This window comes from Candidatus Eisenbacteria bacterium, assembly GCA_016930695.1.
GTDB lineage: Bacteria > Orphanbacterota > Orphanbacteria > Orphanbacterales > Orphanbacteraceae > JAFGGD01.
Window position 1 is genome coordinate 1 of record JAFGGD010000056.1, and the last position, 24729, is coordinate 24729.

Genomic DNA, 24729 nt, shown 5'->3' on the forward strand with positions numbered 1-24729 from the left:
GGTACAATGTCCTTCGCGACCCTTGAAACAGACGGCAACCTGTTCGTGGGAGGGAGTATTTCAAGCGGTGATAGTAACCCGCTTAGTGTGAATGACGATCTAACGGTCGAAGGAGATGTCCGATTCGACGACGGGAGCAGTCTGTCATCCTTGTGGGACAGTCAGCTCTCCATCAATAGTTCAATCGCGACGTCCTTGTCTTCTTATCAGGAGGCGATCTCGAATCTCCAACAGTTCGTGAATTGTGTCGGCACGCTCGCGACGGAGACGACCTACGTGTGGTCGTCCGACTACATCGATTGCTTCAATAGCTGGATTGCCGGGACCCCGGTGATATCGGCAGCGAGCCAGGCGCAAGGCGCGGGGATTCAATCGGAGAACATGAGTCGTTCAGAGAGCACGCATGTACAGACCGAAAGATCTTCTCAGCCGATCACGAGTGGTGAGTCCTTCGAGGCATTGTAGAGCACACGACTGACTTCGAACTCGAACACTGGGGTCCCAGTTGCGCCGGGACCCTTATCGTGGAGCTCCTCTATCCTCACCTCAAACGGCCTGGTCTCTCTACACGGCCCTTGGCGAAATCCAGAAGACCCGAAACCCTCGTGCCCAGATAGACGGCACTCTCAGACCGTCCACGGTCTTCCGTGAGTCACTCTCCTTCTGAGCCCCACCGCCCGAGACTGTCGCGCAACTCATTGCGTGGCTGTCTCTTTTCTCTTCCTTCATGTCACGAGTAAGATTTCAGGGGCAAGTACCTTGATTCATCGAGAGACAACCGCCGATCAGCTCTGCCCTGCCTTCGAGTCGGGTGCCCCTCATCGAGCCTTCGTTTCATCTTTCAGTCCCATAACATCTTTATTGCCAATCAAATACACTTCCCCTCGGATACTCTAGTCTGCCCTTCTCTTTCTTCGCGAATCGGGGTACTCTAACAGCGAGATTCGCTTATCTACTTAGGGAGAAGAATGTCAATCAACCTCGACAAGCCACATCTTTGGAAAGCAGACATCGCCGCGTCCGTCGATCTCTTCAATAGCTGGTTTCTCAAGTTCGCCCCGAAGGCCTATCGCGACACGCGCGTCAAAACCACCCACGCCGTGGAATCGACTCTGAAGCTAACTGATGATTTGAGGAACATTGACCCGACCGTGTTGAAGACTAATCCTGGCATTCTCTCCACTCTCCGAATGTCTACCTGTCCCCCCATTGCCAGGGATCGGTTGATCGGACTCTCATATGCCAGCAAGAACCTCGTTCTCAAGATGGAAGAGGAGAAGCGGACTCCGGTTCGAATGACATCTACCGATCTAGATGAGAACCTTGGGCGGATAGTCGCAACAATCACCAAGCTACTGGACAGAGACATCTTTCCTTGGCTATCAGGAGCCTCGCGCCCAGGCAAAGAGGAACGCTACCGCGCATCTACCATAGTGGCAGATCGTCTCTGCGGAGCGGTCTCGGATCCGATCATTCGGAACGCCCAGGAGCAAAGACAGCTTTCCTTGATTGAGGGATTCCTCAAGGAGCGAGGTTATAGGAAGAGCGGGCCACCACCAGGAAAGACGATACGGGAGATGGCCCCTGGGACGTTTGCATTTCGAACCAACGCTGTCGTGGGCGACAAATCTCATAGCATAAACATTCCCATAGATGTCGTCGTTCAGCCGAAACATCCATCAAAGGACCGGGTACCCATTCTCATCGAAGCGAAATCAGCCGGTGACTTCACTAACGTCAATAAACGCCGCAAGGAGGAGGCGACGAAGATGCGACAACTCAAGACCTCCTATGGAGCACGCACACGATTCGTTCTTTTCCTTTGCGGGTACTTCGATTCAGGGTATCTTGGTTATGAGGCGGCCGAGGGCATCGACTGGATCTGGGAGCATAGGATTGAAGACCTCGACAAGCTCGGCCTTTGAGCAAATGAACGATATCCGGTCAATTGAAGCTGCTCGGCTTGAGCAGCAAGCATACCTCGATAGCCAGAAATCTCCCAAGGAGCGCAACCTCCTCGGGCAGTTTGCAACTCCTCCACGTCTGGCCCTCGATATAGCTCGATACCTTCACAGGCGCTGGAAGGACCGTGATCCCGTTCGCTTTCTCGACCCCGCGATCGGTACAGGGTCGTTTTATTCGGCACTTCTTCAGGCGTTTCCCCACGATCAAATTGATCGTGCTCAAGGGTGCGAAATCGACCCGCGCTTCGTCAACGCAGCACGTCGTCTGTGGGGGAAGACGGACCTAGTAATCCGCAAGGCCGACTTCACGCAACTCTCACCCCCAGAAGACGACTCCCGGTTCAACCTCGTTCTGACGAATCCACCTTATGTCCGGCATCACCATCTGACGCGATCGGTCAAGGAACATCTTCAGAGGAAGGTTCTCCGAAGTCTCGGTCTGCCGGTCAACGGACTTGCCGGTCTCTACTGTTACTTCATGCTCCTGACGCACGAATGGATGCAGGAAGGTGGGCTTGCTGCGTGGTTGATACCTACGGAGTTCATGGATGTGAACTATGGCCAAGCGTTGAAGCGCTATCTTCTGGACAAGGTGCGACTCATTCACATTCACCGATTTCAGGCTGATGATGTTCAATTCGGTGACGCGCTTGTCACTTCCGCCATCGTTGTCTTTGAGAAATCTAGACCGACGAGCCGACAAAAGGTGCGCTTCTCCTCCGGACCATCACTCAGTCGTCCGGTAGAGAGCGAGAACGTGTCCAGGGAAGATCTTCTGAACGCGCCAAAATGGTCCGTCTATCCCCGGAAAGAATCTGCCAGGAAGATCCAGACCACAACGACCGCTATGCTAGGTGATCTCTTCACGATCAAGCGGGGCCTCGCCACCGGGGCAAACCGTTTCTTCATCCTCTCTCGTGAAGAAGCTGACTCTCATGGCATTCCCAGTCTGGCCCTTCGTCCAATACTACCTAGTCCGAGATACGTCACAGAACAGATAATCGAGAGAGATCCCGATGGGTACCCTGCGGTAAGTCCACGACTCGCACTATTAGACTGCAACATTCCGGAATCGGTGATTCAGCGTGAGTACCCCCGTTTCGCCGATTATCTTGAGGGCGGAAAGGCTTCCGGTATTCCCTCGGGGTACCTTGCGAGCCGCAGATCACCATGGTACTCACAAGAACAGCGACGGCCTGCTCCTTTCCTATGTACCTATATGGGGCGAAATGCTGGCGGCCGAAGCCCATTTCGATTCTTCTTGAACAGGTCAGATGCCACTGCTGCCAACGTCTATCTCCTCTTGTATCCGAAGGGGGCTCTGAGCGTCGCCCTCAAGAATCGCCCTGATCTGTATGTAGAGGTTCTCTCCATCCTTCAAGATATCGAACCTGAGGACGTGGTGGGCGCGGGGCGTGTCTATGGCGGCGGGCTCCATAAGGTAGAACCACGCGAGCTTGCACGCGTTCCTGCAGATACGATCCTCACAATCATCAGTGGGGTCGAACCTGCCAGTCAACCAGAGCTATTCCCTGAGGAATACCGTTCCCGTTAGCTGGCCCATCTCCTAAACGCCGATGGCTAGCCAGACTAAGTTGGCAGTCTATGGAAAGTCCCATGACTCGGCTTTCGGCATTGACCAGACCGTGTCGCCTTTGGTGTCTATGTAGTGGAATCTACCAGTGAAGATTGTCCGACTTCCCCTCTGGGAATACCCCGTTTCCGTGAAGATCTGCGCCAAACCAAATACGAAGACGTGCGGACTTACGTCTCCCAGTTCGATCATGACTTCACCTGACTGATTGATGAAGCTCCAGCTGTCAGTACTGTCTTGGATGGGAGCCAAACCGCTATGAAAATCCCAAGCCGTCCTGAATCCTGGACCGATTCGGAACTCCCCGGTCTTGTCAATGTAGCCGTGGGTCCAGAAGATTCCGTCAGCGACCGCAACTGACGCAAGCCTCTCCGAAAACTCAGATGCCTCCTTGAACACCTTGGCGATTGCCTGATCGCCGTTCTTGTCGATATAGATCCAGTGTTCGTAATAGAGCTGAACTGGCGCAAGACCCTCGGAAAACGACCCCGCCTCGATGTACTGCGGCTCGATCACAAACTCACCCTTCCGGTTGATAAAACCCCACTTCCCCTCATGCTTCGCGGCACAATAGCCGTCGTTGAATCCCTGCATGAACTCAAATCGGGGTGAGATTACCTCCTTCCCAAACTGATCAACGCATCCCCATTTCCCGTTCTTCTCAACCCAGGCTATCCCGTTCTCGAACCCACCGATCTGGTCGTACTGGGGCAGTTTCACTGTCTTCCCGGATGGATCGACGAATAACCACACTCCGCCGTTTCTGACCGCGCCGACCTCATCAAACGGAGATCGTGCCGTTTCGAATTGGGGCTGGATTACGATCCTCCCGGTCGCGTCGATGAATCCCCATTTGCCGTTCACGACGACCGGGAAGAGCGGTTTCTTCCCGCACCCTGAACCAAGGAACGCAAACGTTACCAACAGGAGGACGCGCAGGAGGACTGACGGAGTCCCAGGGCCGGGCTTTCGACGAGCCGGGAAGGATGGAGGAACACGCGGACGCTCAGGTCGACGGCTCCCCCTATTGCAAAAGTACTCACTCATGGGGTTCCTCCGGACCATCTTCTACCCCGAGCACCGCGCTCGGGAGCCTTTCGATGTGCGGTCACAGCGAGATTATCGCGATCCGACCCAAGTCACAAGGATCGACGCGCAACATATTCAATTTGAACCTATTAGGAGTCTCAGCGAATACACGCTTGAAGTGCGTTAGCGAACACGTCTATGATCAGGCAGATCATTTGCCTACTACGTGTTCCTCGGGATTGGAGGGAACCCCTATGCTCAAGATCCTCTCCGCTCTTGCCTTTTCTCATTGGTCCACCTTGGTCGAGAACTTCCAAGCGTCCTCGCAGGAGTTCTACGCGTCACTCGAAGAGGCGCTGAAGCGACGCCAGATCCCGCACATCAGTACGTCGCGGGTGGTTTATCCAGAGACCGGGGCCTTCTCCCCGAAGCGCGAGTATCTCCGGGTGAAGCGGGAGGATCTCCTTTTTGACATATGCGCCGCGCCATTCGGGACTGGGTTCTTCTTCTCCTGGTGGTTGACCATGAAGGAGCGTCGGTGGGGGCTCCTTTGGGGTATAGTGTTTTTCTCGGTCCTCTCCGTTCTCACACGGCTGCTGTTTCCGGTTCTCGCTCCTCTGGTCGCGAACGTGATCGGGTCGCCCTTGATGCTGATGGGCGCGACTGACCACTCCGTGCTGTACCTTCTCGTCGCTATCCTGGTCTTCTTCGGAATGCTCTGGGTTTCGGCGCTTCTCGCTCGGGTCGGGTTCACACTATTCGAGGAGGCCATCCTCTCGATCCCGCTTCTGAACCTGTTCTACGCATGGATCTTCCGCCCCTTGACGTACTATCGCGTCGATACGATGCTCATGTTTGAGAAGATGGTCCAGACGGCCGTGCTGGAAGTCATTGACTCGATGACATCCGCCAAGGGCATCCGTGCTCTCTCGGAGGACGAGCGGAAGCCCATTCATAGGGGGCTTCTGAAGAGGTAGTAGCGGGCCATGCCAGGAAACGAGTCCACTCCGTCGCCAAGCGCGAGCGAGATCCTGACGGCTCAGTTCTACGAGTGGGAGCACCGGGGCCGTGGGTGGCTTCTCTGGGATCATCCGGTCGACATCGAGCCGCCATTTGAGCCGTTTCGCTTTCATCAACTACCCTTCCAGGGACCGATAATCGACGACGCTCGCAAGGCGACTCTCCTGAGCTGGCTCGCCGACGGTCTCTCGGCGCTGGTCTCTCGCAGGCATGGTCCTGGCTCCGATCAAGCGAACGAGGAGGGTGACGAGGAGAGTCAGCCGGATCCCTTCGACTCCGAATCTCCCATCATCGAATACCGCCTTTCCGCCCCGCCCGAACTCAAGGTCGCCAAGGATGCTGCAGAACAATTCCTCCTAAGTGTCCCACGAACGGCTTTCCCGATCGCGTTCGAGGCGATCGGTACGGCGCAGACACTCGCGCTCCAGATGGCTTGCCGCGATGAGGACCGCGCTCAGGTCCGGGGGCAACTTCAGGCTCACTTCCCGGATATTACCCTCACGGCCCAGGACCGATCCCTCATCCATCGATGGGAGGCCGTTCAGGAAGGGCATCTGGTCATCGTGGACCTCGGACTCTCCCAGGAATTCATGCTTCCCTTGCGAGGCTTCCGGAACTTCCAGACGGATCCACTAACCGGCGTTCTGGGAGCGCTGTCCGATCTAGAGGAACGCGAGATCGCCGTTCTCCAGGTGCTTTTCCAACACGCCAGGCATCCGTGGGCAGAGAGTATGATCCGCTCCGTTATGGACGACGAAGGCAAAAGCTTCTTCATTGACGCACCCATGATGCCCAAGATCGCTCGGGAGAAGGCGTCCCGGCCACTCTTCGCAACCGTCATTCGCCTTGCGGCCACAAGCCCACGCCTCGATCGGGCTTGGGGAATCGTCCGGGCCGTGAGCGGCGCTCTCCACGCGTATTCGGAGCCGACCAGCAATGAGTTCATCCCGCTTTCGAACGACGGCTACGATTCCGTCGATCACCTAGAGGACCTGCTCTTGAGGCGGAGCCGACGGAGCGGGATGCTTCTAAATTCCGAGGAACTCGTCTCGCTTGTACATCCTCCCTCCGAGACCGTCCGCATCCCCAAGCTTCTGCGCGAGGAACGGAAGACCAAACGGGCCCCGGCTATCGCCACCGGAAACACGCTTCAACTCGGGAAGAATGCGCACTCGGGACAGACCGTCGAGGTTTCCCTCAATCCCGAGCAACGGTCCCGGCACATGTACGTGGTCGGAGCCTCCGGAACCGGAAAGTCCACCCTGCTCCTCCATCTCATCAACCAGGACCTCGAAAGCGGGCAAGGGCTTGGCATTCTTGACCCGCACGGTGACCTCATCGACGAGGTTCTCGGCCGAATCCCGGAGAACCGAGTAAAGGACGTTGTCATCCTCGATCCGGCGGACGAGAACTTTCCCGTCGGGTTCAACATCCTCTCGGCGCACTCAGAACTTGAAAAGACCCTCCTCTCCTCCGACCTCGTCGCGATCTTCCGGAGCCTGTCGGAGAGCTGGGGCGATCAGATGAATTCGGTGTTCGCGAACGCAATCGTCGCGTTTCTCGAAAGCAGCCGGGGAGGAACACTCGTCGATCTCCGAAAGTTCCTACTCGACGTGAAGTTCCGGAACGATTTCCTGGAAACGGTGGACGACCCAGAAGTGGTCTATTTCTGGAAGAAGCAGTTCCCGATGCTTTCCGGACGACCTCAGACCCCGATCCTCACTCGTCTTGACACCTTCCTCCGGCCGAAGCTCATCCGGAACATGGTGGCCCAAAAGGATGATCGTATTGATCTCGGGGAGATCATGAACTCGGGGAAGATCTTCCTGGCGCGGCTCTCCCAAGGAGCGATTGGCGAAGAAAACGCCCGGCTTCTCGGGAATCTCGTGGTCGCGAAACTCCAGCAGATCGCCATGAGCCGCCAAGAGGTGGCCCAGGAGAAACGCCGACCGTTCTACTTCTACATCGACGAGTTCCACAACTTCATCACGCCTACGATGGCCCAAATTCTCTCGGGAGCGCGGAAGTATCGCCTCGCTCTCATCCTCGCGCATCAGGATCTCCAGCAGCTCGCGAGCCGGGACAAGGACGTTCTCAATAGTGTCATTTCAAACCCATATACCCGGGTTTGCTTCCGAGTCGGGGATCAGGACGCGCAGACGCTTGAGAAGGGATTCTCGAGTTTCGATCGGAAGGATCTTCAGAATCTCGGGATCGGGCAGGCCGTCGTCCGGATGGAACGGGCCGAGTATGACTTCAATGTCGACACGCCCCTTCCTCCCCGGGTTGATCCTGACGAAGCTGAAACCAGAAGAGGGGCCGCGGTCGAGCACTCCCGAAAGGTCTATGCACGAAGCCGGGAGGAGATCGAAACTCTGATCCGCGATTCAGCGGAATCGCTCCTTGGTATCGACCTCACCCGAAAGAGGGAGGTCGAGAAGGCACCTCCCGTGCCAACACCGGCTCGGACAGCGCCACCGGACGTGCCTCCTCCAGCTGCACCGAAGCCCCGCAAGCGCGCGAAAATGCCCGAGGCTCCTGTGCTACCGGGTCGGGGAGGGCAACAGCACCGGTACCTCCAGGAGCTCATCCGACGTTGGGCCGAGTCAAAGGACTGGCAAGCGTCCGTGGAGGAGCCGATTCTCGATGGACTGGGAAACGTAGACGTGGCTCTCCGTCGAGGAGAACATACGGTCGCTTGCGAGATCGGAGTATCCTCTCCGCCGGAGAGGGAGCTTGAGAACATTCAGAAGTGCCTTGCGGGCGGATTCGATCAAGTTGTCTGGATCTCGACCGAGAAGAAGACCCTCACGAAGGTGCGGGCCCTGGTATCTTCCGCTATTTCGAAGGAAGACCGCGATCGAGTGGTCGTCGCGACGCCGGATGAGGTATTCTCGGTTCTGGAAGCGATCGACGCGGAAGAGGCGGGAAGCGAGCAGACCTTTCGCGGGTATCGGGTGAAAGTACGGTATAAGGCCGTCGCCGAAGGGGAGAAAGCGGAAAAGCGGAAGGCGGTATCGAGTGTCATCGCAAGGGCGCTGAGGCGGCTTGCGGATTGATCGTTGCCATACCGAAGGGAAGTGCAGACCATGCCAGGGAAGGTCTTCATTAGCTGTGGTCAGAGGCCTCCAGACGAACGGACTCACGCGGAAGCCGTTCGTAGACTCCTGACCGAGGAATTTCACCTCAATCCCTATCTGGCCTTCAAGGTCCAGAGTCTAAGCGACATCCTGACAATCACGAATGAACTTCGTACATCGGACTACTATCTCTTCATCGACTTCGTGCGACGACAGTCAAGTCCGAACGATTTGCCTATGTCGCTTTTTACTCACCAGGAACTGGCCGTCGCGCATCAGCTAGGCTTTCGCGACGAGATGATTGCATTGCAGGAACGCGGGGCACTTCTCGAGGGCTACCTGAGATATGTACTGGGGAACCCGGAGCAATTCGGCAATCAGGACGAACTTCTCGAAGCTGTTCGGAGGCTCGTAAGAGAAAAAGGGTGGGGACCCGCATTCTCCCGCAATCTGGTAGTTGCTGGACATGAGGATGTCTCCTGCGTCTATACGGATCATACCGGAACTGCCACACAGAGGGTGTGGCAGATTCGAATCGAGAATAGACGGAATGACCGTGCCGCTCTCCGCACCGTCTGTATTCTCGACTCGCTGCGGGATTGTGAAGAGCGCGAGATTGTCTGTGCAGATCGGGCGTACTTGAAGTGGGCGGGGCAGGCCGGATATGAGCGAACGATCCTCCCGCAGGATTTCGGATTGATCGACGCGTTCGCTATCAGGGCGGATCGACCGGGGCTCTTTCTCCATAGCCTTCGTGATACGCCAAGGGAACCTATCGTGACCGATGAGGGAGACTATGTGCTCCGCTTCAAACTCTTTGCGGACGCCTTCCCAATTGTTCTGTTCGAGGTACATTTTTCTCTGCGGTGGCGTCCCGCAACAACGGACTGGAGAACAGCATCTGAACTGACGTCGCTTATGGTGACGTGAGTAATATGGGGGTATCTCCCGATGCGGGATGCGCCGCGACTGAAGAATGACACGGTAACAAAGCAAGTCGGCATCTGGATCCGCGTCTCCACCGAAGACCAGGCTAGGGGCGAGAGTCCTGAGCACCACGAACGCCGGGCGCACGCCTATGCCGAATCGAAGGATTGGCGTGTTCGGGAGGTCTATCACCTGGAAGCCGTCTCGGGCAAATCGGTCATGGGCCACGCCGAGACGGAAAAGATGCTCCGCCATGTTCGCTCGGGTCACATCACTGGGCTCATCTTCTCGAAGCTCGCCCGCCTCGCCCGGAACACACGAGAGCTCCTCGACTTCGCAGACATTTTCCGAGAGAATGACGCGGATCTGATTTCCCTCCAGGAAGCCATCGACACTACCACACCCGCCGGACGGCTTTTCTATACGATGATCGCCGCCATGGCCCAGTGGGAGCGGGAGGAGATCTCGGAGCGAGTGGCCGCCTCTGTCCCCATTCGAGCCAAGCTCGGCAAGCCCACAGGAGGAGCGGCGCCCTTCGGCTACCAGTGGGAGAATCGGAGACTCGTTCTCGACCCCAAAGAGGCTCCCGTCCGACGCCTTCTCCATGAGCTTTTCCTCGAACACAAACGAAAGAGGACGGTCGCCCGGATCCTCAACGAGAAGGGCTACCGAACCCGGAAGGGAGCCAAGTTCTCAGGCACGACCGTGGATCGTCTCCTCAAGGACCCCACCGCGAAGGGCAAACACCGCGCCAACTACACGAAGTCCCTCGGTGAGGGGAAGAAGTGGGTTCTCAAGTCAGAATCCGAATGGGTCTACATAGATGTCGAACCGATCATCCCCGAGGACCTCTGGAACCAATGCAACGCGATCCTCGAGGAGCAGAGCAGGAACGGGAGGCGGCGGGGTAGAAAGCCGAGCTATCTGTTCACCGGACTCGTCTTCTGCCACTGCGGCAGAAAAATGTACGTCTCCACGGATTCCCGGGATCCGAAGTACATCTGCCGGGAATGCCGCAACAAGATCCCCACCAAGGACCTGGAGGCCGTCTTCCACGAGCAGCTCCGCGAGTTCTTCTTCTCGCCCGAGGAGGTTTCTTCCTACCTCCAAACCGCCGACGAGACGATAGGGGCGAAGCAGGAGGCCCTCACGAGCCTTGAGAGCGAACTCAAACGGGTGGAAACTGAGATGGAGGGGATCTACCAGCTCTACCTCAAAGACGGCATCTCACCAGAAGGCTTCGGTCGAAAGTACAAGCCGCTCGAAGAGCGTCAGAAGCAGATCGAAGCAGAGATCCCCAAACTCCAAGGTGAAGTCGATTTCCTCAAGATCCAGTTCCTTTCCCGAGACGAGATCCTCTCCGAAGCCAAAGACCTGTTCACTCGCTGGCCGCACCTGGAATTCCACGAGAAGCAGCAGATCATCGAGAACATCGTGCAAGAAGTCCGTATCGGCAAAAATGACATAGAGTTCCGCCTCATCTATATTCCGTCTCCCTCGGAGATGGCCGGTAAAAAGGCACGCAACCTCAGGGATTCATCGCCGCCGCGAGAAGGAAAGTGGAGGGAAAGCGCAGGGAGGCGCTCGCGCGGGCGATCCGGACGGAGCCTTCCTCGAGCGGCTGGCGGAGCAGCTCGAGCACGTTCTTTTTGAACTCGGGAAGCTCGTCGAGAAAGAGGACACCGTGATGGGCGAGGGAGACCTCGCCGGGACGCGGGTAGGCGCCGCCGCCGATGAGCCCCGCGTCGGAAGTGGAATGGTGGGGCGCCCGGAAGGGGCGCCGCCGGAGAAGCGACGAGCCGGGCGGCAGGAGACCGGCCACGGAGTAGACGCGGGTCACGTCGAGCGCCTCCTCCCTGTCCAGTTCCGGCAGGATCGACGGGAGGCGCCGCGCGATCATCGTCTTCCCCGACCCCGGAGGACCGATGAAGATCAGGTTGTGGCCGCCCGCGGCGGCGACCTCGAGCGCCCTCTTCGCCTGCTCCTGGCCGCGCACCTCCTCCAGATCGGGCCCGATTCCCTCTTCCGCATCGTCGCCGTTCGGCCCGGCGGTGAAGGGTTCGGAGGCGTCCGGGGCGAGAAGGAGGTCCACCGCCCCCCGGAGCGATTCGACGGGGCGCACCTCCAGGCCGTCCACGATCGCCGCCTCTTCCGCGTTCTCTCTGGGAAGAAGGATAGAGCGGAGCCCGGCGCGACGCGCGCGAATCGCCATGGGGAGCACCCCACGAATGGGACGAAGATCGCCGCAGAGGGAGAGTTCCCCCACCGCCAGGATCTCGGCCGAAGCGAAGCGCTCGATCTGTTCGGAGGAGACCAAAAGACCGAGGGCGATGGGAAGATCGTAGAGCGCCCCTTCCTTACGGATCCCCGCGGGGGCGAGGTTGATGGTGATCCGCCGGGCCGGAAAATGGAAACCGCTGTTTTTAACGGCCGCGGCGACGCGCTCCCGCGCCTCCCGCACCGACGCGTCGGGGAGGCCGACCACGTGGAAGGAAGGGAGACCGCCCCCCAGATCCGCCTCGACGCGGACCAGATAGGCATCCACGCCGAGGAGGGCGCTAGAGATCGTGCAGGCCAGCATCGTCCGACCCGGGCCGTCCCGTTCGGCGGAAGGAGGGCCCCGTTTTACCGCCGCGTTCCCCGCCGCATCGCAAGGAGGAGCCCCCTCCCCAATCGCCGGCGCCCTTCCCCTCTCTCCCGAGATCCGGCGGGCGGGTCGGCCTCGGCGGCCGCTTCAACACCAAACGGAGTTCCCTTTCCCCGCACCATCCATCCGCGCTTTCACGGCGAAGATTCTCACCGCCGCCGTCACCGTTTGACTTGTCCGACCGCACCGGGTATCTTCCTCCTGTTCTCCATCACGAGTGGAAACGGATGAAACGCAGACTGTACGCGTCCATTCTCCTGATCTTTCTGATCGCACTCTTTTTGCGCGTACTTTTCCTCGTCCATCTTCATCCCCATCCCTATTTCGACAACCTGATGATCGACTCCGCCTCTTACGACAGATGGGCGGGAAGGATCGCCTCCGGAGACTTCCGGGGGGACGGGGTCTTCTACCAATCCCCTCTTTATCCTTACTTTCTGGGCGGTTTGTACGCGCTCTTCGGTAGAGATTTGACGGCCGTCCGCCTGGCCCAAGCGATCCTCGGCTCGATCACCTGCGTTCTCCTCTTCCTTCTCGCCCGGCGCGCTTTCTCCTCCGCCGCCGGCTACGCGGCGGGGCTGCTCGCCGCCGCATACGCCACCTTCCTCTTTCAGGACCTGATGCTCCTGAAGTCGGTGGTGATCTTCTTCTTCACCGCCCTCGCCTTTCTTCGCCTGCAAAGGTGGACGACCGACGAAAACCGTTTCACCCTCGCGCAGGGAGGATTCCTTCTCGGCGTCGCGGTCTGCGGCCGCGGAAACCTCCTCTTCCCCGCCGGGGCGATCCTCCTCTGGATCCTCGCGCGGGAGAGACGCCCCCTGTCCGGCGCGGCGCTCCGGAACGGCAGTCTCTTTCTCCTCGGCCTCGCCATCGCCGTCGCGCCCGTGACGGTCCGAAACCGGGTGGTGGGAGGCGACTGGGTGCTCACCGAGTCGGACGCGGGGATCAACGTCTTCGTCGGTAACAATCCCGCCGCCACCGGCATTCACACCCCGCCGGCGAGCATCCGGACGGTGCCGGAACACGAAGAGGAAGACGCCCGTCGCTTCGCCGAGTCCCGAATGGGACGCCCCCTTCACCCCTCAGAGGTTTCCCGCTTCTGGATCAGCGGCGCCCTCCGTTTCATCCGCTCCGATCCGGCCGCCTGGAGCCGACTCGTTTTACGCAAGGCGTTACTCGCCTGGAACGGATACGAGGTGCCGGACAATTACGACCAGCAGTATTTCGCCCGCGTCTCCCCCCTCTTCCACGGGTGGCTTCTCTCCTTCCACATCCTCGCGCCGCTCGGTCTTCTCGGCATGGTTCTCACTCTCCGTCGCTGGCGAACCGTCGGATTTCTTCACGCCTACACGCTCGCCTATTTCGTCTCCCTTCTCCTTCTCTATGTCACTTCACGCTACCGCCTCCCCATGGCTCTCGGCCTCGTCCCACTCTCGGGTTATGGCGCGGCGCGAACGGCCGCGGCGATCCGCCGCAAGGAATGGCGCTTCCTCCTCCCGGTTCTCCCTTCACTCCTCATCCTCTTCGCGCTCACGCACGTCCCCCTCTTCCCCTACCGGGGATTCGTCAAGCAGGAGACGGAGATCGCCACCTTCTACGCCAACCGGGGAAACACCGCCGCCGCGGAAGACGCGTTCCGGCGGGCCATCGCGGAAGGATCCGGTTCGGGGATGCTCCATCTGGTTTACCTGAACCAAGGCTTCTTCTACCGCGACCTCGGCCGGACCACCGAAGCGGAGGCCGCCTTTCGAAACGCCCTTCGTGAAAACCCCTCCTTCCGGCCCGCGCGGTTGGAACTGGAGAAACTGCTCGCCGGCGAGGACCGCGACCGCTAGAGAAGAACGATCTTCCGGGCCGGGAAGACGCGCCCCTCCCTCTCCATTCGCAGAAAATAGACACCCGGCGGAGCGCGGCGACCGCTCCGGTCCTTTCCGTCCCAAATGATGGGAAATCGTCCCGAACCCGCGCGTTCCATGACCGATTCGGAGACAAGACGACCGCGTGCGTCGAACACCCGGACCGACAGGGCGCCGGCGCTCTCCCCTCGTGGAACGGTGAGCACGAAACGGACGGCGCCGCGCGCCGGATTGGGGCCGTCCGGTAGAAGGTCGACGGCGGCCGGCCTATCGGGGAGGGAAACGGCGAGAGGTCCGAGCGTTTCCACGATCTCCCCTCTTTCGAGGAGGAGCCAATAACGGACGCGTTCCGGTGCGCCCGGAGCGGGGATCGACCGGTCCTCGATGAGATAGGGCCCTGTCCCCCCCAATTCCCCGAATCCGACCGCCGTCGAATCGATCGTCGAGTCCGCCGTTTCCCGGGCGCGCCAGACGGTGAAGACGCCCTTCCCGGGATCCTCCCGGAAACTCCAGGAGATGCGCACCTTTTCCACGGACGCCCACGCCCCCACGAATCGGAATCCGAGCGACGCCGCGTCCCGCGGCGGGATGAAGCGTTCTCCGGGCCAACGGATCCGTATCCCGCGGACCGCGCTCCGGTCCTCCCCGTCGACCCAGACAAACACGCTCCCGGAGAGCGCCGCCGCCTCGATGCCGGCCGTCGAGGAAGCGATCCGGAGGGTCCGCGTCCCCGCCTTCTCCCTAAGAAAGACCGACTCCCCCTCTCCGTCCCTTTCCGCCCAGGCGATTCGCTCGCCGGAACACCAGGGCCCGGCGGAAAAGGACCGTCCGGATGCGATTCTTTCCCCGCCGCCGCCCTCCGGATCAATGAGGTAGAGTCCGGCGCCGGTATCTTCCCGCACGGCGCACACCACGGAACCGTCGCTCACCGCCGCGGTCGGCCATGGATCGCCCGGCGCGCCGACGGACCGCACAGAACCGGTCGACGGATCGGCGACGCGCAGCGTCCTTCCGGCGACGCCTTCCTCCACCCAAACGGCGATCCGTTCGTCGCAGGCGATTCCCCCCGCCAAAGGCGATTCCAAAGGCGTTCCGAAGAGAGGGCGCCCCTCCCGGTCCGCCGCGACGATTTCACCGGGGAGCCCGCAACAGTGTCTCGCCCAAAGGAGAACACCCGGCCCGATGGTAGGCCGAAAGGCGCGAAAGGCGGGGTCGGAAAGGCGGCGACGCGCCCCGTCCGCCGCGTCGACACGGAAAATGAGATCCCCGCGAACGCAGAGGAAGAAGCCGTTCCCGGCGACAGCCTCTCCGCCGTCCCCGACCACGTGCTCCATCGGTGCGGGCTCGCCGAGATCCCACGGTTCGACCCCCGCCTCACTCTCGACCAGAAGAAGCTCTCCGCATAAAGAGACATGAAGGGGTTCGCCGCCGGCCTCGACGCGGAATCGCTCTCCGGGAACGGTGGGGCCGATCGGCGCGTCGGCCCGGGCGAGGGTCTCCCCCGATCCGGAGGCGACCAACCACACATGAAGGGTCTCCGCTCCGGACTCGACCAGGGGGATCGTCGTTCGCCAGTCAATCCTGGCCTTTTCTCCGTGCGAGAGCGGCGGAACGGGACGGACCGTGAATCCGCCTCCGGCACCGCCGGTCCATTCGGCGCGCAACCACGACTCGGGGACGCCCGCCGCGCGTAGCGCGCTCACCTCGACTCCCACCGACACGGTGTCTCCGGCGAAAACCCCTTCCTCCATCCCGGCCGCGTCCAAATACAACGCGCCCTCGCCGGCCCCGACCGGAGGCGACTCGACCCACATCGCCGCCGCGCAGAGAAACAGCGAGATCCGCGCACCCATCTTCTTTCGATCCGTCATTCTCTCCGCTCCCCCTCTCCTGCCGGAAAGGATCGGAAGCAAACGGCGTGCCCGGGCGCGGGTCGCCCGCGGGATCGCGCAAACAAGCGGAAAAGAGAGGGATCGGAGGAATCGCGGCCGAGAGAGAGGACCGGGAAACGCACACGCCATGGACGGTTTCCGCCCACGACGTGGACGGCGGCGCCCCCGCCGCTAGCAGAAAGTGACCAGCGCCACCCCGGCGAGACCGATCAGGAGGCCCGCGACGCGACGCCGCGAGGTCGGCTCCCGCAGAATGAGCACGGCGAGCACGAAAATCCAAAGCGTGGAGGTTTGGTTGAGAGCGGAAGCGACCGACACGAGCGTGTATTTCATCCCCGCCAACCAGAAGAGGAGAGAAAAGTAGGTGCCGATCACCACCGCCGGCACCATCACCAGGTACACGCCCCGGTTCCGTAAAGAGGCGATGGCTTCGCGCCTCTTCGGCATGAACGGGAAGAAAAGCGCCGCCAGGAGAACGCCGCCGAACATCCGCCAGCAGTTCACCCAGATCAGCCCATAATCCGCCAAGAGGGGTTTGATCATCACGATCGACACCGCCTGGGTCACGTTCGCCAAGATTTCCAGGGTCACGCCCGCCGCCAAAACCCGCGGCGTCAGATGCGCGTGGTCCCGCAGCCTGAGCACGGAGAGAACCGCCCCGAGGATGAGCGCCACACCCAGAAGCTGCGGCCCGCTGAGCCGCTCCCCGAGAAAAAGATAGCTCATGAAAATGACGGCGGGGCTGTAACTGGTGCCGGCGATCGCCACGAGCGAAGCCCCGATCCGGTTCAGGGCCATGAAATAAAAAGTGTCCGCCATGCCGATGCCGAGGGCGCCGCTGGCGAAGAGGATCGCGAAATGGCTCAGAGGCGCGCCGCGGAACAGCGGCTCGCCGATAACGGCCAGCGTCCCGAGAAAAAGAAAAGAGGCGAGCACGTTCTTGAAAAGATTGAGAGCCGGCGCCGGCACCGTTCTCCCGGTTTTGCGGAACAGAATGACCGCGAACGCCCAGGCGATCGGCGCGGCGAGGGCGAAGAACTCTCCGATATAGGGGATCCCTTGCATGGGGCACTCCTTCGGGAGAGAGCATAGCCGAAAGACCCGTTTGGGGATACGGGCGATCCTCGGCCCCGGAACGCCCCCCGGCCGGACCGCGCCGGCGCATCACCCGTTTTCCCTTTGCGCGGGACCCCCCATCGCTCCATATTGATGGAACCGCGACGGTCCGGCGGGAACGCCCCGTCGACCGCGCGCGGCGACCGCGACAATCGGCTGCGGCGCCCGGAGGGGAGGCGGCTACAGAATGACGGAACGGAAAGAAGCGAACGGGAAGGGGAAAGAACCCCCCTCGAAGAACGCGGAAACAGCGGATCGGAAGGAGGCGGAGCCTCCTCCGAGCGGAGAGAACGGCGCGGCGAGAACCGGGACCGACCCCCCGCGCGCGGCCGGGAACGCCGCGGACCGAAACGGAGGCGGCGGCGGAGAACCGAGGACCGGGTTGATGCTCGATCCCGCCCTCGACGGGGCGACTCCTCAGGAGACGCCCATGTCCACCGAGACCGCGTCCGCTTCCGAAATCGCGCGGGACCATTCCCTCCCCGTCGAGGAGCGGCTCGAGGCGTTCGAGGACGTCGTCGACTCCGAGGTGGGGGACACCACCCTCACGCGCGCCCGCAACATCGAGCGGGAAACCGGACTCCGGCAGATCTATCTGAAGTTCGAGGGGGGGAATCCGACGGGGACCCAGAAGGACCGGATCGCCTTCGCGCAGGCGATGGACGCCCTCCGGCGAGGCTTCGACGCGGTCACCATGGCGACCTGCGGGAACTACGGCGCCGCGGTGGCGCTCGCCGCCTCGGCGGCCGGAATCCGATGCTTCATCTATATCCCCCGGGACTATCACACGGGACGCATCGTCGAGATGGAGGCGCTCGGCGCCGAGATCCTCCGTGTGGAAGGGGACTACGAGCAGGCGGTGGAGGTCTCCCGGGAGCGGGCGGAGCGCGACGAGATCTACGACGCCAATCCGGGCGGCCCCAACACGGCGCTCCAGCTCAGCGCCTACGGGACGATCGCCCTCGAAATCTACGACGATCTACGCGACGCTCCGGCGGTGGTCGCCATCCCCGTCTCGAACGGGACCACACTCGCCGGCGTCTCGAAGGGTTTTCTCAGCCTCTCCCGGCGCGGAAAGACCTCCCGCGTCCCCCGCCTCGTCGCCGGCTCCACCTTCGGCAAGAACCCGATCGTGCGCGCCTTCGCCCGCAACCTCCCCCAATGCGAGGACCTCTCTCGGGCGCAAATCAAGGAGACCCGGGTGAACGAGCCTCTCGTCAACTGGCACTCCATCGACGGGGACCTGGCGCTCCAGGCGATCCGTAACACCGGCGGTTGGGCTTCCGACGCGAGCGACAAGAACATGACCGCCGTCGCCCGGATGATCCGCGACAAGGAGGGGCTGAACGTGCTCCCCGCGTCCACCGCCGGGTTGATCGCCCTTTTGGAACAGCACAAGAAGAGTCCGCTTCCGAACGACCGCTACGTGGCGGTCCTGACGGGGAAGAAATGAAAGACGCCCGAGAGAACGCCGTCGTCTACTGCAGGAACGCATTCCAAACCACCAATGGAAAGACCGCGCACGGGTTGGTTCGCTTCACGGGGCGCTACCGGGTGACCGGCGTGGTGGACCCTCGCTGGGCCGGGCGCGACGCCGGCGAGGTGCTCGACGGCGCCCCGAACGGGATCCCGATCCACGCCGGCCTGGACGAAGCGGTGGCTGCGGCGCGCGGCGCCGGCCTCCCCCCCGTCCGCATGGTGATCGGTCTCACGCCGGACGGCGGCCGCCTCGACTCCGCCGACCGGGAGGGGGTTCTCCAAGCGATCGCGCTCGGCCTGCACGTCGACTCCGGTCTCCACACCTACCTCTCCGACGACCCGGAGATGCGCGAAGCGGCCTCCCGCCACGGAGTGGAACTCCGCGACATCCGTCGCCCGCCCGACCGGAACAGTCTCCACTTCTTCACGGGAAAGATCGAGGAGGTGGACTCTTTCCGGATCGCCGTTTTGGGAACCGACTCGGCCGTGGGGAAGAGAACCACCGCCTGGAAACTGGTGGAAGCCTTCGAGGCGGCGGGCCGGTCGACGGAAATGATCGGCACCGGGCAGACCGCCTGGCTCCAGGGGGCGCGTTACTCGATCATGCTCGATTCACTCATAAACGACTTTCTCACCGGCGAAATCGAGCACGCCGTCTGGAGCGCCTGGAAGGAACGGCGTCCGGAGATTCTCGTGATCGAAGGGCAGGGGGGAATGCTGAATCCGGCCTATCCCGGAGGTTACGAGATCCTCGCCGCGGCGCGGCCGCACCTGATCGTGCTGCAACACGCGCCCGCGCGCCTCGAATACGACGGCTTCCCCGGCTATCCGATCCAACCGCTCGCCCGCCAGATCGAGGCGGTGGAGATCGTCGGCGGCCGCCCCGTGGCGGCGATCGCCGTGAATCATGAAAACATGGACCCGGAATCGGTGCCGGCGATGTGCGAAGCCATCGCCCGGGTGACGGGCCTCCCGGCCTTCGACGTGCTCCTCCAGGGGGCGGGGGGAATGGCCGCGGCCCTTCTCGGCCGCCTGGACCACCCCGGCGCGCGGGGCGAAGGGAGGGGAAAATGAGCGACGGCGCGAAAGGAAAGAAGAGCGGACCGGACGCCGGCGGGAAGGACCCTCTGGCCGTTCTCCGCGCTTTCGATCGCCTCGAGGTCGGGCCGGTCCGCGTCGAGCCGGACCGGATCGTCGCCCCCTACACGGTCTTCGGGCCGAGAGGGGAGGACCGTTTCGATTTCATCTACCGTTTCGAGGAGAGGGTCCTCGATCCCCGTTCCCCGGCGGACCGCAATCTCGCCGCCGTCGCCGCAGCGCAAACGGCGCTCAACTACGGCCTCTTTTGCGACTCCCTCGTGTTCCACGGCCCCTTCGACCGGGCGGACCGCCGCTTCCTTCGGGACATGGCGGAGAACACGGCGCGGGAAATTTACGTCAAAAAATTCCTCGAGCCGAATCCATTCCTCGTAGGCGACGCGCGGGAACTCCCCGCCGTCCGCCGGGAAAACTACCTCCGCGCATCCCTCCTCTTTCCCGAAGCCGAGGAGGGAAAGTTCGACTGGGGAACCGGCGGCTGCGACCGGAACCGCTGCGTGATTCTCTCCAGCGGCGGCAAGGACAGCCTGCTCACTTTCGGGCTGCTGAACGAGATGGGCTACGAGGTCCACCCGGTCTTCGGGAACGAATCGGGGCGGCACTGGCTGACGGCCCTGAACGCCCATCGCTACTTCCGGGAGAATGTTCCCCACACCGCGCGGGTTTGGATGAACTCGGACCGCGTCTTCGCCCGCATGCTCCGCCACCTCCCCTTCGTGCGGCCCGATTTCGCCGAACTCCGATCCGACGAATACCCGATCCGACTCTGGACCGTGGCGGTCTTCCTTTTCGGCGTTCTCCCCGTCGCCCGCCGGCGCGGCGCCGGCCGCGTCCTGATCGGCGACGAGTACGACACCACCGAACGGACGAGCCACAAGGGGATCACGCACTACGACGGCCTCTTCGACCAGTCCCGCTTCTTCGACAACGCCCTCTCCCGTTACTACGCGCGGAAGGGTTTGGCGACGAGCCAGTTCTCGCTGGTCCGGAACCTCTCGGAGCTTCTGATCGAAAAGACTCTCGTCGCGCGCTACCCCCGCCTCTTCGAGCAACAGGTTTCCTGCCACGCCGCGCACAAGGACGGCGAACGGGTGCGCCCCTGCGGGAAGTGCGAAAAGTGCCGGCGCATCGTCGGCATGCTCCTCGCCTTCGACGCCGACCCCGGCCGGATCGGCTACACGCCGGAGCAGGTGGAGCATTGCCGTGAAGACCTCGCCCGCCACGGGATCCACCAGGAAGAGGCGGGCGCGGAGCACCTCTTCTGGATGCTCGACCGGAAAGGCGCGATCGCCTTCGACGAAGAGCGGCGGCGGAAGCTGCGGGCGCGCCCCGAGGTTCTCAAGCTCCGCTTCGACCCGGTCCGCGCGCCGATGGAGGGAATCCCGGCGGAGATGCGCCGCCCCCTCTACCGCATCATGGCCGACCACGCCGACGGCGCGGCCCGGCGCAAGGGGCGGGAGTGGGTCGACTTCGATCCTCTTCGGGACGAGGCGCTTCAGCGCCCCTTTTTCTTCGAGAGGCGCCCCGCCTCCCGCGGGGAGAAGGGCGACGAGGCCGCCGACGCGCGCATCCTTCTCGGCGAACTCACCTGGCCGGAGGCGCGGGACCGTTTCCGTGAGATGGACCTGGCGCTCCTCCCGGTCGGCGCCATCGAGCAACACGGCCCCCACCTTCCCCTCGACACGGACGCCTTCGACGCGGACTACCTCGCGAAAGAGGTGGCGCGGCGCTGCGGGGATCCCAAACCGGTGGTGCTTCCTCTGATCCCCTATGGCGTCAGCTATCATCACAACGATTTCAGCGGCACCGTGAGCATCGGAAACGAAACCCTTTCCCGGCTCGTCTACGAAATCGGCATGAGCGTCGCCGCGAACGGCGTCACCAAGCTTCTCGTCATCAACGGCCACGGCGGCAACGCGCCGGCGCTGAACTTCGCCGCGCAGATGATCAACCGGGACGCGCGGATCTTCGTCGGCGTGGACAGCGGCGAGACGAGCGACGTGGACCTGGACGCCATGACCGAAACGCCCAACGACGTCCACGCCGGCGAGGTGGAGACGAGCACCAGCCTCGCCAACCGGCCCGAGCTGGTCCGCATGGAACTCGCCGAGAAACTCGTTCCCCGTTTCTCCAGCCGCTACCTGAACTTCACGTCCAAACGGGGAGTATCCTGGTACGCCTTCACCCACCGGATCTCGCCGAGCGGCGTCATGGGGGACCCGACGGTGGCGAGCGCCGAAAAAGGGCGGAAGATGTGGGACGTGATGATCGCCAACCTCGTCGAACTGGTGGAGGATCTCAAGGAGATGACCCTCGACGAGATCTATGAAAGGCGCTACTGATCGTGAAGATCACCAAGGTTGAGATCCATACTGTTTCGATGCCTCTCGCCGAGCCCTACACGATCGCCTACGAGCGGGTGGAAACGGCGGTCAACGTCTTTCTCCGCCTGGAGACGAACCGGGGAACGATCGGTTACGGTTGCGCCGCGCCGGACCTCCCCGTCACCGGGGAGACTCCCGACACGGTCGCGGCGTTCCTGGACGGTCCGGCTCGGGAAGAACTCCTCGGAACCGATCCTCTCCGCACCGCCCGCCTGATCGAGCGTCTCCGCCCCCACCTTCCCGCGAACCCTTCCGCCCTCGCCGCGGTGGACATGGCCCTTCACGACATCCTGGGAAAGACGGCGGGGCTCCCCGTCTGGAAACTGCTCGGAGGTTTCCGCCGCTCCTTCATGACCAGCGTCACCATCGGCATCCTCCCCGCGGGCGAAACGGTCGAACGGGCCCTCGACCTCGCCGGGCGCGGATTTCGATGCCTCAAGATCAAGGGGGGGAGCGATCTCGATGAGGACATCGACCGTATTCTCCGGGTGCGCGAAGCGGTGGGTCCCAAAATGGAGCTCCGTTTCGACGCCAACCAGGGTTACACGGTGGAGCAGACCGTCCGTTTCGTCGACGCGACCCGCTCCGCCAAATTGGAGCTGATCGAACAGCCGACACCGAAGGGGGAGCCGGATCTCCTGGGCCGGGTGACCCGCGAGGTCCACCTGCCGATCATGGCGGACGAGAGCCTGAACACGCTCCGGGACGCCTTCCGGCTCGCCCGGCGCGACTTGGTGGACATGGTGAACGTCAAGCTGATGAAGGTGGGCGGGATCGCCGAGGCGATGCTCATCAACGGCGTCTCCCGCTCCGCCGGCCTGGAGCTGATGGTGGGCTGCATGGACGAGGCCGCCTTGGGAATCGCCGCCGGCCTCCACTTCGCCCTCTCTCGGCCGAACGTGGCCTACTGCGACCTGGACGGACATCTCGACCTTCAGGGCGACCCGACCGACGGCGCGGTGATCCTGAAGGACGGCGTTCTACGCCCGACCGGCCGCCCCGGCCTCGGCTTCGACCCGCCCGGCTAAGAAGCCGATTCCCCCCGCGCGAGCGCCCTCCGCGTCCCTCCTTTTCTTCCGGGCATCCCTCTCCCCGATGGGGTATTCTATTCCCGGCTATCGCCGGTACCCGGCGACGGAAACACAAAAAGTCAACCGAGGAGGAAATCCAAATGCATCACTCCTTAAAATGCGCCGTTCTGATCTGCGCCTTGTTCATCGTCTCCCTTTCTCTCACCGTGGGCTGCGGAGGCAAGGACGCGGACGAAAGGGCGGCGGAGAAGGTCGCGGAGAAGATTCTGGAAAAGGCGGGGGACGGCAAGGCGGACGTGGACATCAAGGACGGCCGGGTCTCCGTGAAGGGGGAGGATTTCGAGGTGGAGGCCGGCGAGGCCTCCACCTGGCCGGAAGACCTGCCCATCGAGATCCCCCGGTTCACCTACGGTAAGGTGGTCGGCGTCTCCCGTATGTCGACCCCCGACCAAAAGGGATGGAAGTGCGACATCCACTTCAAGGAACTCGACTCCGAGGCGGCGGTCCGGTACAAAGCGGACCTCGAGAAATCGGGTTGGGAGATTCAGGCGCTGAACCAGAGCGTGCAAGGCGGCATGCTGATGGCCGGCAAGGGAGAGAAGGACCGCCTCGTCTTCATGTACGACGGCGAGAAACACGAAGGAACCGTGATGGTGATATCCGAATAGAGAAGCGCGGATGATGCAAAACGGGAACCGGATCCCCGTCGGGGGATCCGGTTCTTTTTTACCAGTCGAGGATCAGGTTGGTGGTCGTTCCCTGGATCCCCTCGATCCCCCGGACCTTGCTCACCACGAGGTCGAGGATGGAATCGACCGAATCCCCCTCGACGAGACAGATGATGTCCTGCTCGCCGGCGGTGATGTCGACGCTGAGAACCTCCGGAACCTCACGGAGGCGATTTCGCACTTCCACCTCGCGCCCGATGTCGGTATTGATCCGCAGATAAGCCCTGGCCATCGGTCCCCCTCCTTCCGGGATGTTCCCACGGGCCCGCCCGGTCCCGTTCCGGCCCGGACCGCCGTCCCCTAGTAAAACACGATCTGGCGCAGAGACTGCAGCTCGTCGCCGGTCAGGTCGAACGAGCCTCCTTCCCGTAACTCTCCACCGATGGCGTTGATCCGGACGATGAACTCCACCCGCTCATTATCCGTCTTCTTCAGCTCCGTGCGGAACGTGTAATCCAGATCCTTGTCTTCGATCATGTCGAACCGGTGGGGAACGGCGCGCGCCTCGGCGGGGGCGATCCGATCGACCACACGCAGGCGGTCGATGAACCGGATCTTGATCTCGAAACGGGTGTTGTTCACGAAACCGACGAGGGCGTCTGAGGCGCCGAAGCCCTGGCCTGTGTTGAAACGGACGTTGCGCACGTCGTAGGTGTCCAGGCCGGTGTAGACGGTGGCGTTTTTGTGCAGGCCCAGGGTTTCGTGGAAGAGAGACTCCTCGCGGATCGCTTCCTCGTTCTCCGCCTCCGTCGTCGAAGAGGCCCCCGCTTCTCCGCCGGAGTCGAGGGGGGGAAGGGTCGCGCCGCATCCCATGGAGAGCAGGCACGCCAACCAAAAGAGAAGCAGCGGAATCCGGACCCGATCAAGGGATCGCACGATCTACC

Annotated in this window: 18 protein-coding genes; 13 read left to right on the top strand and 5 right to left on the bottom strand. The window is 62.0% G+C overall.

The genetic code is table 11. The features are described 5' to 3' along the window. From JW958_13495 to JW958_13505, 3 genes are all read left to right on the top strand, one after another. Nucleotides 1-465 (top strand): hypothetical protein (locus JW958_13495; GenBank protein MBN1827267.1); only part of this gene is annotated, 465 nt, incomplete at its 5' end. 503 nt (nucleotides 466-968) lie between these two features. Next, the gene (locus JW958_13500) at nucleotides 969-1925 is read left to right on the top strand and encodes a XamI family restriction endonuclease (GenBank protein MBN1827268.1); all 957 of its coding nucleotides are present in this window, start codon (nucleotides 969-971) and stop codon (nucleotides 1923-1925) included. Between the two features lie 4 nt (nucleotides 1926-1929). Beyond that, a complete protein-coding gene (locus tag JW958_13505; GenBank protein MBN1827269.1) occupies nucleotides 1930-3519 on the top strand; it encodes an SAM-dependent DNA methyltransferase in 1590 nt (529 codons plus the stop codon). A 48-nt stretch (nucleotides 3520-3567) separates the two neighbouring features. Here JW958_13505 and JW958_13510 read toward each other — a convergent pair whose 3' ends face one another. Then, on the bottom strand, nucleotides 3568-4605 hold the full coding sequence (locus JW958_13510) for a WG repeat-containing protein (protein MBN1827270.1): 1038 nt from the start codon (nucleotides 4603-4605) through the stop codon (nucleotides 3568-3570). A 236-nt stretch (nucleotides 4606-4841) separates the two neighbouring features. Between JW958_13510 and JW958_13515 the strand changes: the two genes are divergently transcribed. The 5 genes from JW958_13515 (at nucleotide 4842) to JW958_13535 (ending at nucleotide 14096) form a co-directional block, all read left to right on the top strand. Next, complete coding sequence (locus JW958_13515; protein MBN1827271.1) at nucleotides 4842-5564, top strand: hypothetical protein; 723 nt, start codon at nucleotides 4842-4844, stop codon at nucleotides 5562-5564. A gap of 9 nt (nucleotides 5565-5573) precedes the next feature. Next, the gene (locus JW958_13520; GenBank protein ID MBN1827272.1) at nucleotides 5574-8666 is read left to right on the top strand and encodes an ATP-binding protein; all 3093 of its coding nucleotides are present in this window, start codon (nucleotides 5574-5576) and stop codon (nucleotides 8664-8666) included. Between the two features lie 30 nt (nucleotides 8667-8696). Further along, nucleotides 8697-9617, top strand: a complete 921-nt coding sequence (locus tag JW958_13525) for a hypothetical protein (protein MBN1827273.1) — start codon at nucleotides 8697-8699, stop codon at nucleotides 9615-9617. Between the two features lie 21 nt (nucleotides 9618-9638). Further along, complete coding sequence (locus tag JW958_13530; GenBank protein MBN1827274.1) at nucleotides 9639-11267, top strand: recombinase family protein; 1629 nt, start codon at nucleotides 9639-9641, stop codon at nucleotides 11265-11267. Between the two features lie 1221 nt (nucleotides 11268-12488). Next, nucleotides 12489-14096 (top strand): glycosyltransferase family 39 protein, encoded by a 1608-nt coding sequence (locus JW958_13535; protein MBN1827275.1) that lies wholly within the window; start codon nucleotides 12489-12491, stop codon nucleotides 14094-14096. On the opposite strand, the gene JW958_13540 is transcribed toward JW958_13535, so the two are convergent. Further along, nucleotides 14093-15988 (bottom strand): hypothetical protein, encoded by a 1896-nt coding sequence (locus JW958_13540; GenBank protein ID MBN1827276.1) that lies wholly within the window; start codon nucleotides 15986-15988, stop codon nucleotides 14093-14095. The two genes, JW958_13535 and JW958_13540, sit on opposite strands and share 4 nt — an antisense overlap. A 192-nt stretch (nucleotides 15989-16180) precedes the next feature. Continuing rightward, nucleotides 16181-17074, bottom strand: coding sequence for a DMT family transporter (locus JW958_13545; protein ID MBN1827277.1), 894 nt, complete (start codon nucleotides 17072-17074; stop codon nucleotides 16181-16183). Nucleotides 17075-17510: 436 nt separating this feature from the next. Between JW958_13545 and JW958_13550 the strand changes: the two genes are divergently transcribed. The 5 genes from JW958_13550 (at nucleotide 17511) to JW958_13570 (ending at nucleotide 23785) form a co-directional block, all read left to right on the top strand. Further along, complete coding sequence (locus JW958_13550; protein MBN1827278.1) at nucleotides 17511-18578, top strand: pyridoxal-phosphate dependent enzyme; 1068 nt, start codon at nucleotides 17511-17513, stop codon at nucleotides 18576-18578. After that, nucleotides 18575-19678, top strand: a complete 1104-nt coding sequence (locus JW958_13555) for a DUF1611 domain-containing protein (protein MBN1827279.1) — start codon at nucleotides 18575-18577, stop codon at nucleotides 19676-19678. Before JW958_13550 ends, JW958_13555 begins: the two co-directional genes overlap by 4 nt. Beyond that, nucleotides 19675-22044: a creatininase family protein gene (locus tag JW958_13560; GenBank protein MBN1827280.1), complete on the top strand. Its 2370-nt coding sequence runs from the start codon at nucleotides 19675-19677 to the stop codon at nucleotides 22042-22044. Before JW958_13555 ends, JW958_13560 begins: the two co-directional genes overlap by 4 nt. A 2-nt stretch (nucleotides 22045-22046) precedes the next feature. Beyond that, on the top strand, nucleotides 22047-23114 hold the full coding sequence (locus tag JW958_13565) for a dipeptide epimerase (GenBank protein ID MBN1827281.1): 1068 nt from the start codon (nucleotides 22047-22049) through the stop codon (nucleotides 23112-23114). A gap of 143 nt (nucleotides 23115-23257) precedes the next feature. Then, nucleotides 23258-23785: a hypothetical protein gene (locus tag JW958_13570; GenBank protein MBN1827282.1), complete on the top strand. Its 528-nt coding sequence runs from the start codon at nucleotides 23258-23260 to the stop codon at nucleotides 23783-23785. A gap of 58 nt (nucleotides 23786-23843) precedes the next feature. On the opposite strand, the gene JW958_13575 is transcribed toward JW958_13570, so the two are convergent. Further along, nucleotides 23844-24077, bottom strand: coding sequence for an Lrp/AsnC ligand binding domain-containing protein (locus tag JW958_13575; GenBank protein MBN1827283.1), 234 nt, complete (start codon nucleotides 24075-24077; stop codon nucleotides 23844-23846). 68 nt (nucleotides 24078-24145) lie between these two features. Next, nucleotides 24146-24721, bottom strand: coding sequence for a hypothetical protein (locus JW958_13580; GenBank protein ID MBN1827284.1), 576 nt, complete (start codon nucleotides 24719-24721; stop codon nucleotides 24146-24148). Nucleotides 24722-24729 lie beyond the last annotated feature (8 nt).

Excerpts from the sequence above, each read along its gene's own strand:
- JW958_13500 (MBN1827268.1), top strand. The coding sequence starts at position 969 with ATGTCAATCAACCTCGACAAGCCACATCTTTGGAAAGCAGACATCGCC.
- JW958_13505 (MBN1827269.1), top strand. The coding sequence starts at position 1,930 with ATGAACGATATCCGGTCAATTGAAGCTGCTCGGCTTGAGCAGCAAGCA.
- JW958_13510 (MBN1827270.1), bottom strand. The coding sequence starts at position 4,605 with ATGAGTGAGTACTTTTGCAATAGGGGGAGCCGTCGACCTGAGCGTCCG.
- JW958_13515 (MBN1827271.1), top strand. The coding sequence starts at position 4,842 with ATGCTCAAGATCCTCTCCGCTCTTGCCTTTTCTCATTGGTCCACCTTG.
- JW958_13520 (MBN1827272.1), top strand. The coding sequence starts at position 5,574 with ATGCCAGGAAACGAGTCCACTCCGTCGCCAAGCGCGAGCGAGATCCTG.
- JW958_13525 (MBN1827273.1), top strand. The coding sequence starts at position 8,697 with ATGCCAGGGAAGGTCTTCATTAGCTGTGGTCAGAGGCCTCCAGACGAA.
- JW958_13530 (MBN1827274.1), top strand. The coding sequence starts at position 9,639 with ATGCGGGATGCGCCGCGACTGAAGAATGACACGGTAACAAAGCAAGTC.
- JW958_13535 (MBN1827275.1), top strand. The coding sequence starts at position 12,489 with ATGAAACGCAGACTGTACGCGTCCATTCTCCTGATCTTTCTGATCGCA.
- JW958_13540 (MBN1827276.1), bottom strand. The coding sequence starts at position 15,988 with ATGACGGATCGAAAGAAGATGGGTGCGCGGATCTCGCTGTTTCTCTGC.
- JW958_13545 (MBN1827277.1), bottom strand. The coding sequence starts at position 17,074 with ATGCAAGGGATCCCCTATATCGGAGAGTTCTTCGCCCTCGCCGCGCCG.
- JW958_13550 (MBN1827278.1), top strand. The coding sequence starts at position 17,511 with ATGCTCGATCCCGCCCTCGACGGGGCGACTCCTCAGGAGACGCCCATG.
- JW958_13555 (MBN1827279.1), top strand. The coding sequence starts at position 18,575 with ATGAAAGACGCCCGAGAGAACGCCGTCGTCTACTGCAGGAACGCATTC.
- JW958_13560 (MBN1827280.1), top strand. The coding sequence starts at position 19,675 with ATGAGCGACGGCGCGAAAGGAAAGAAGAGCGGACCGGACGCCGGCGGG.
- JW958_13570 (MBN1827282.1), top strand. The coding sequence starts at position 23,258 with ATGCATCACTCCTTAAAATGCGCCGTTCTGATCTGCGCCTTGTTCATC.
- JW958_13575 (MBN1827283.1), bottom strand. The coding sequence starts at position 24,077 with ATGGCCAGGGCTTATCTGCGGATCAATACCGACATCGGGCGCGAGGTG.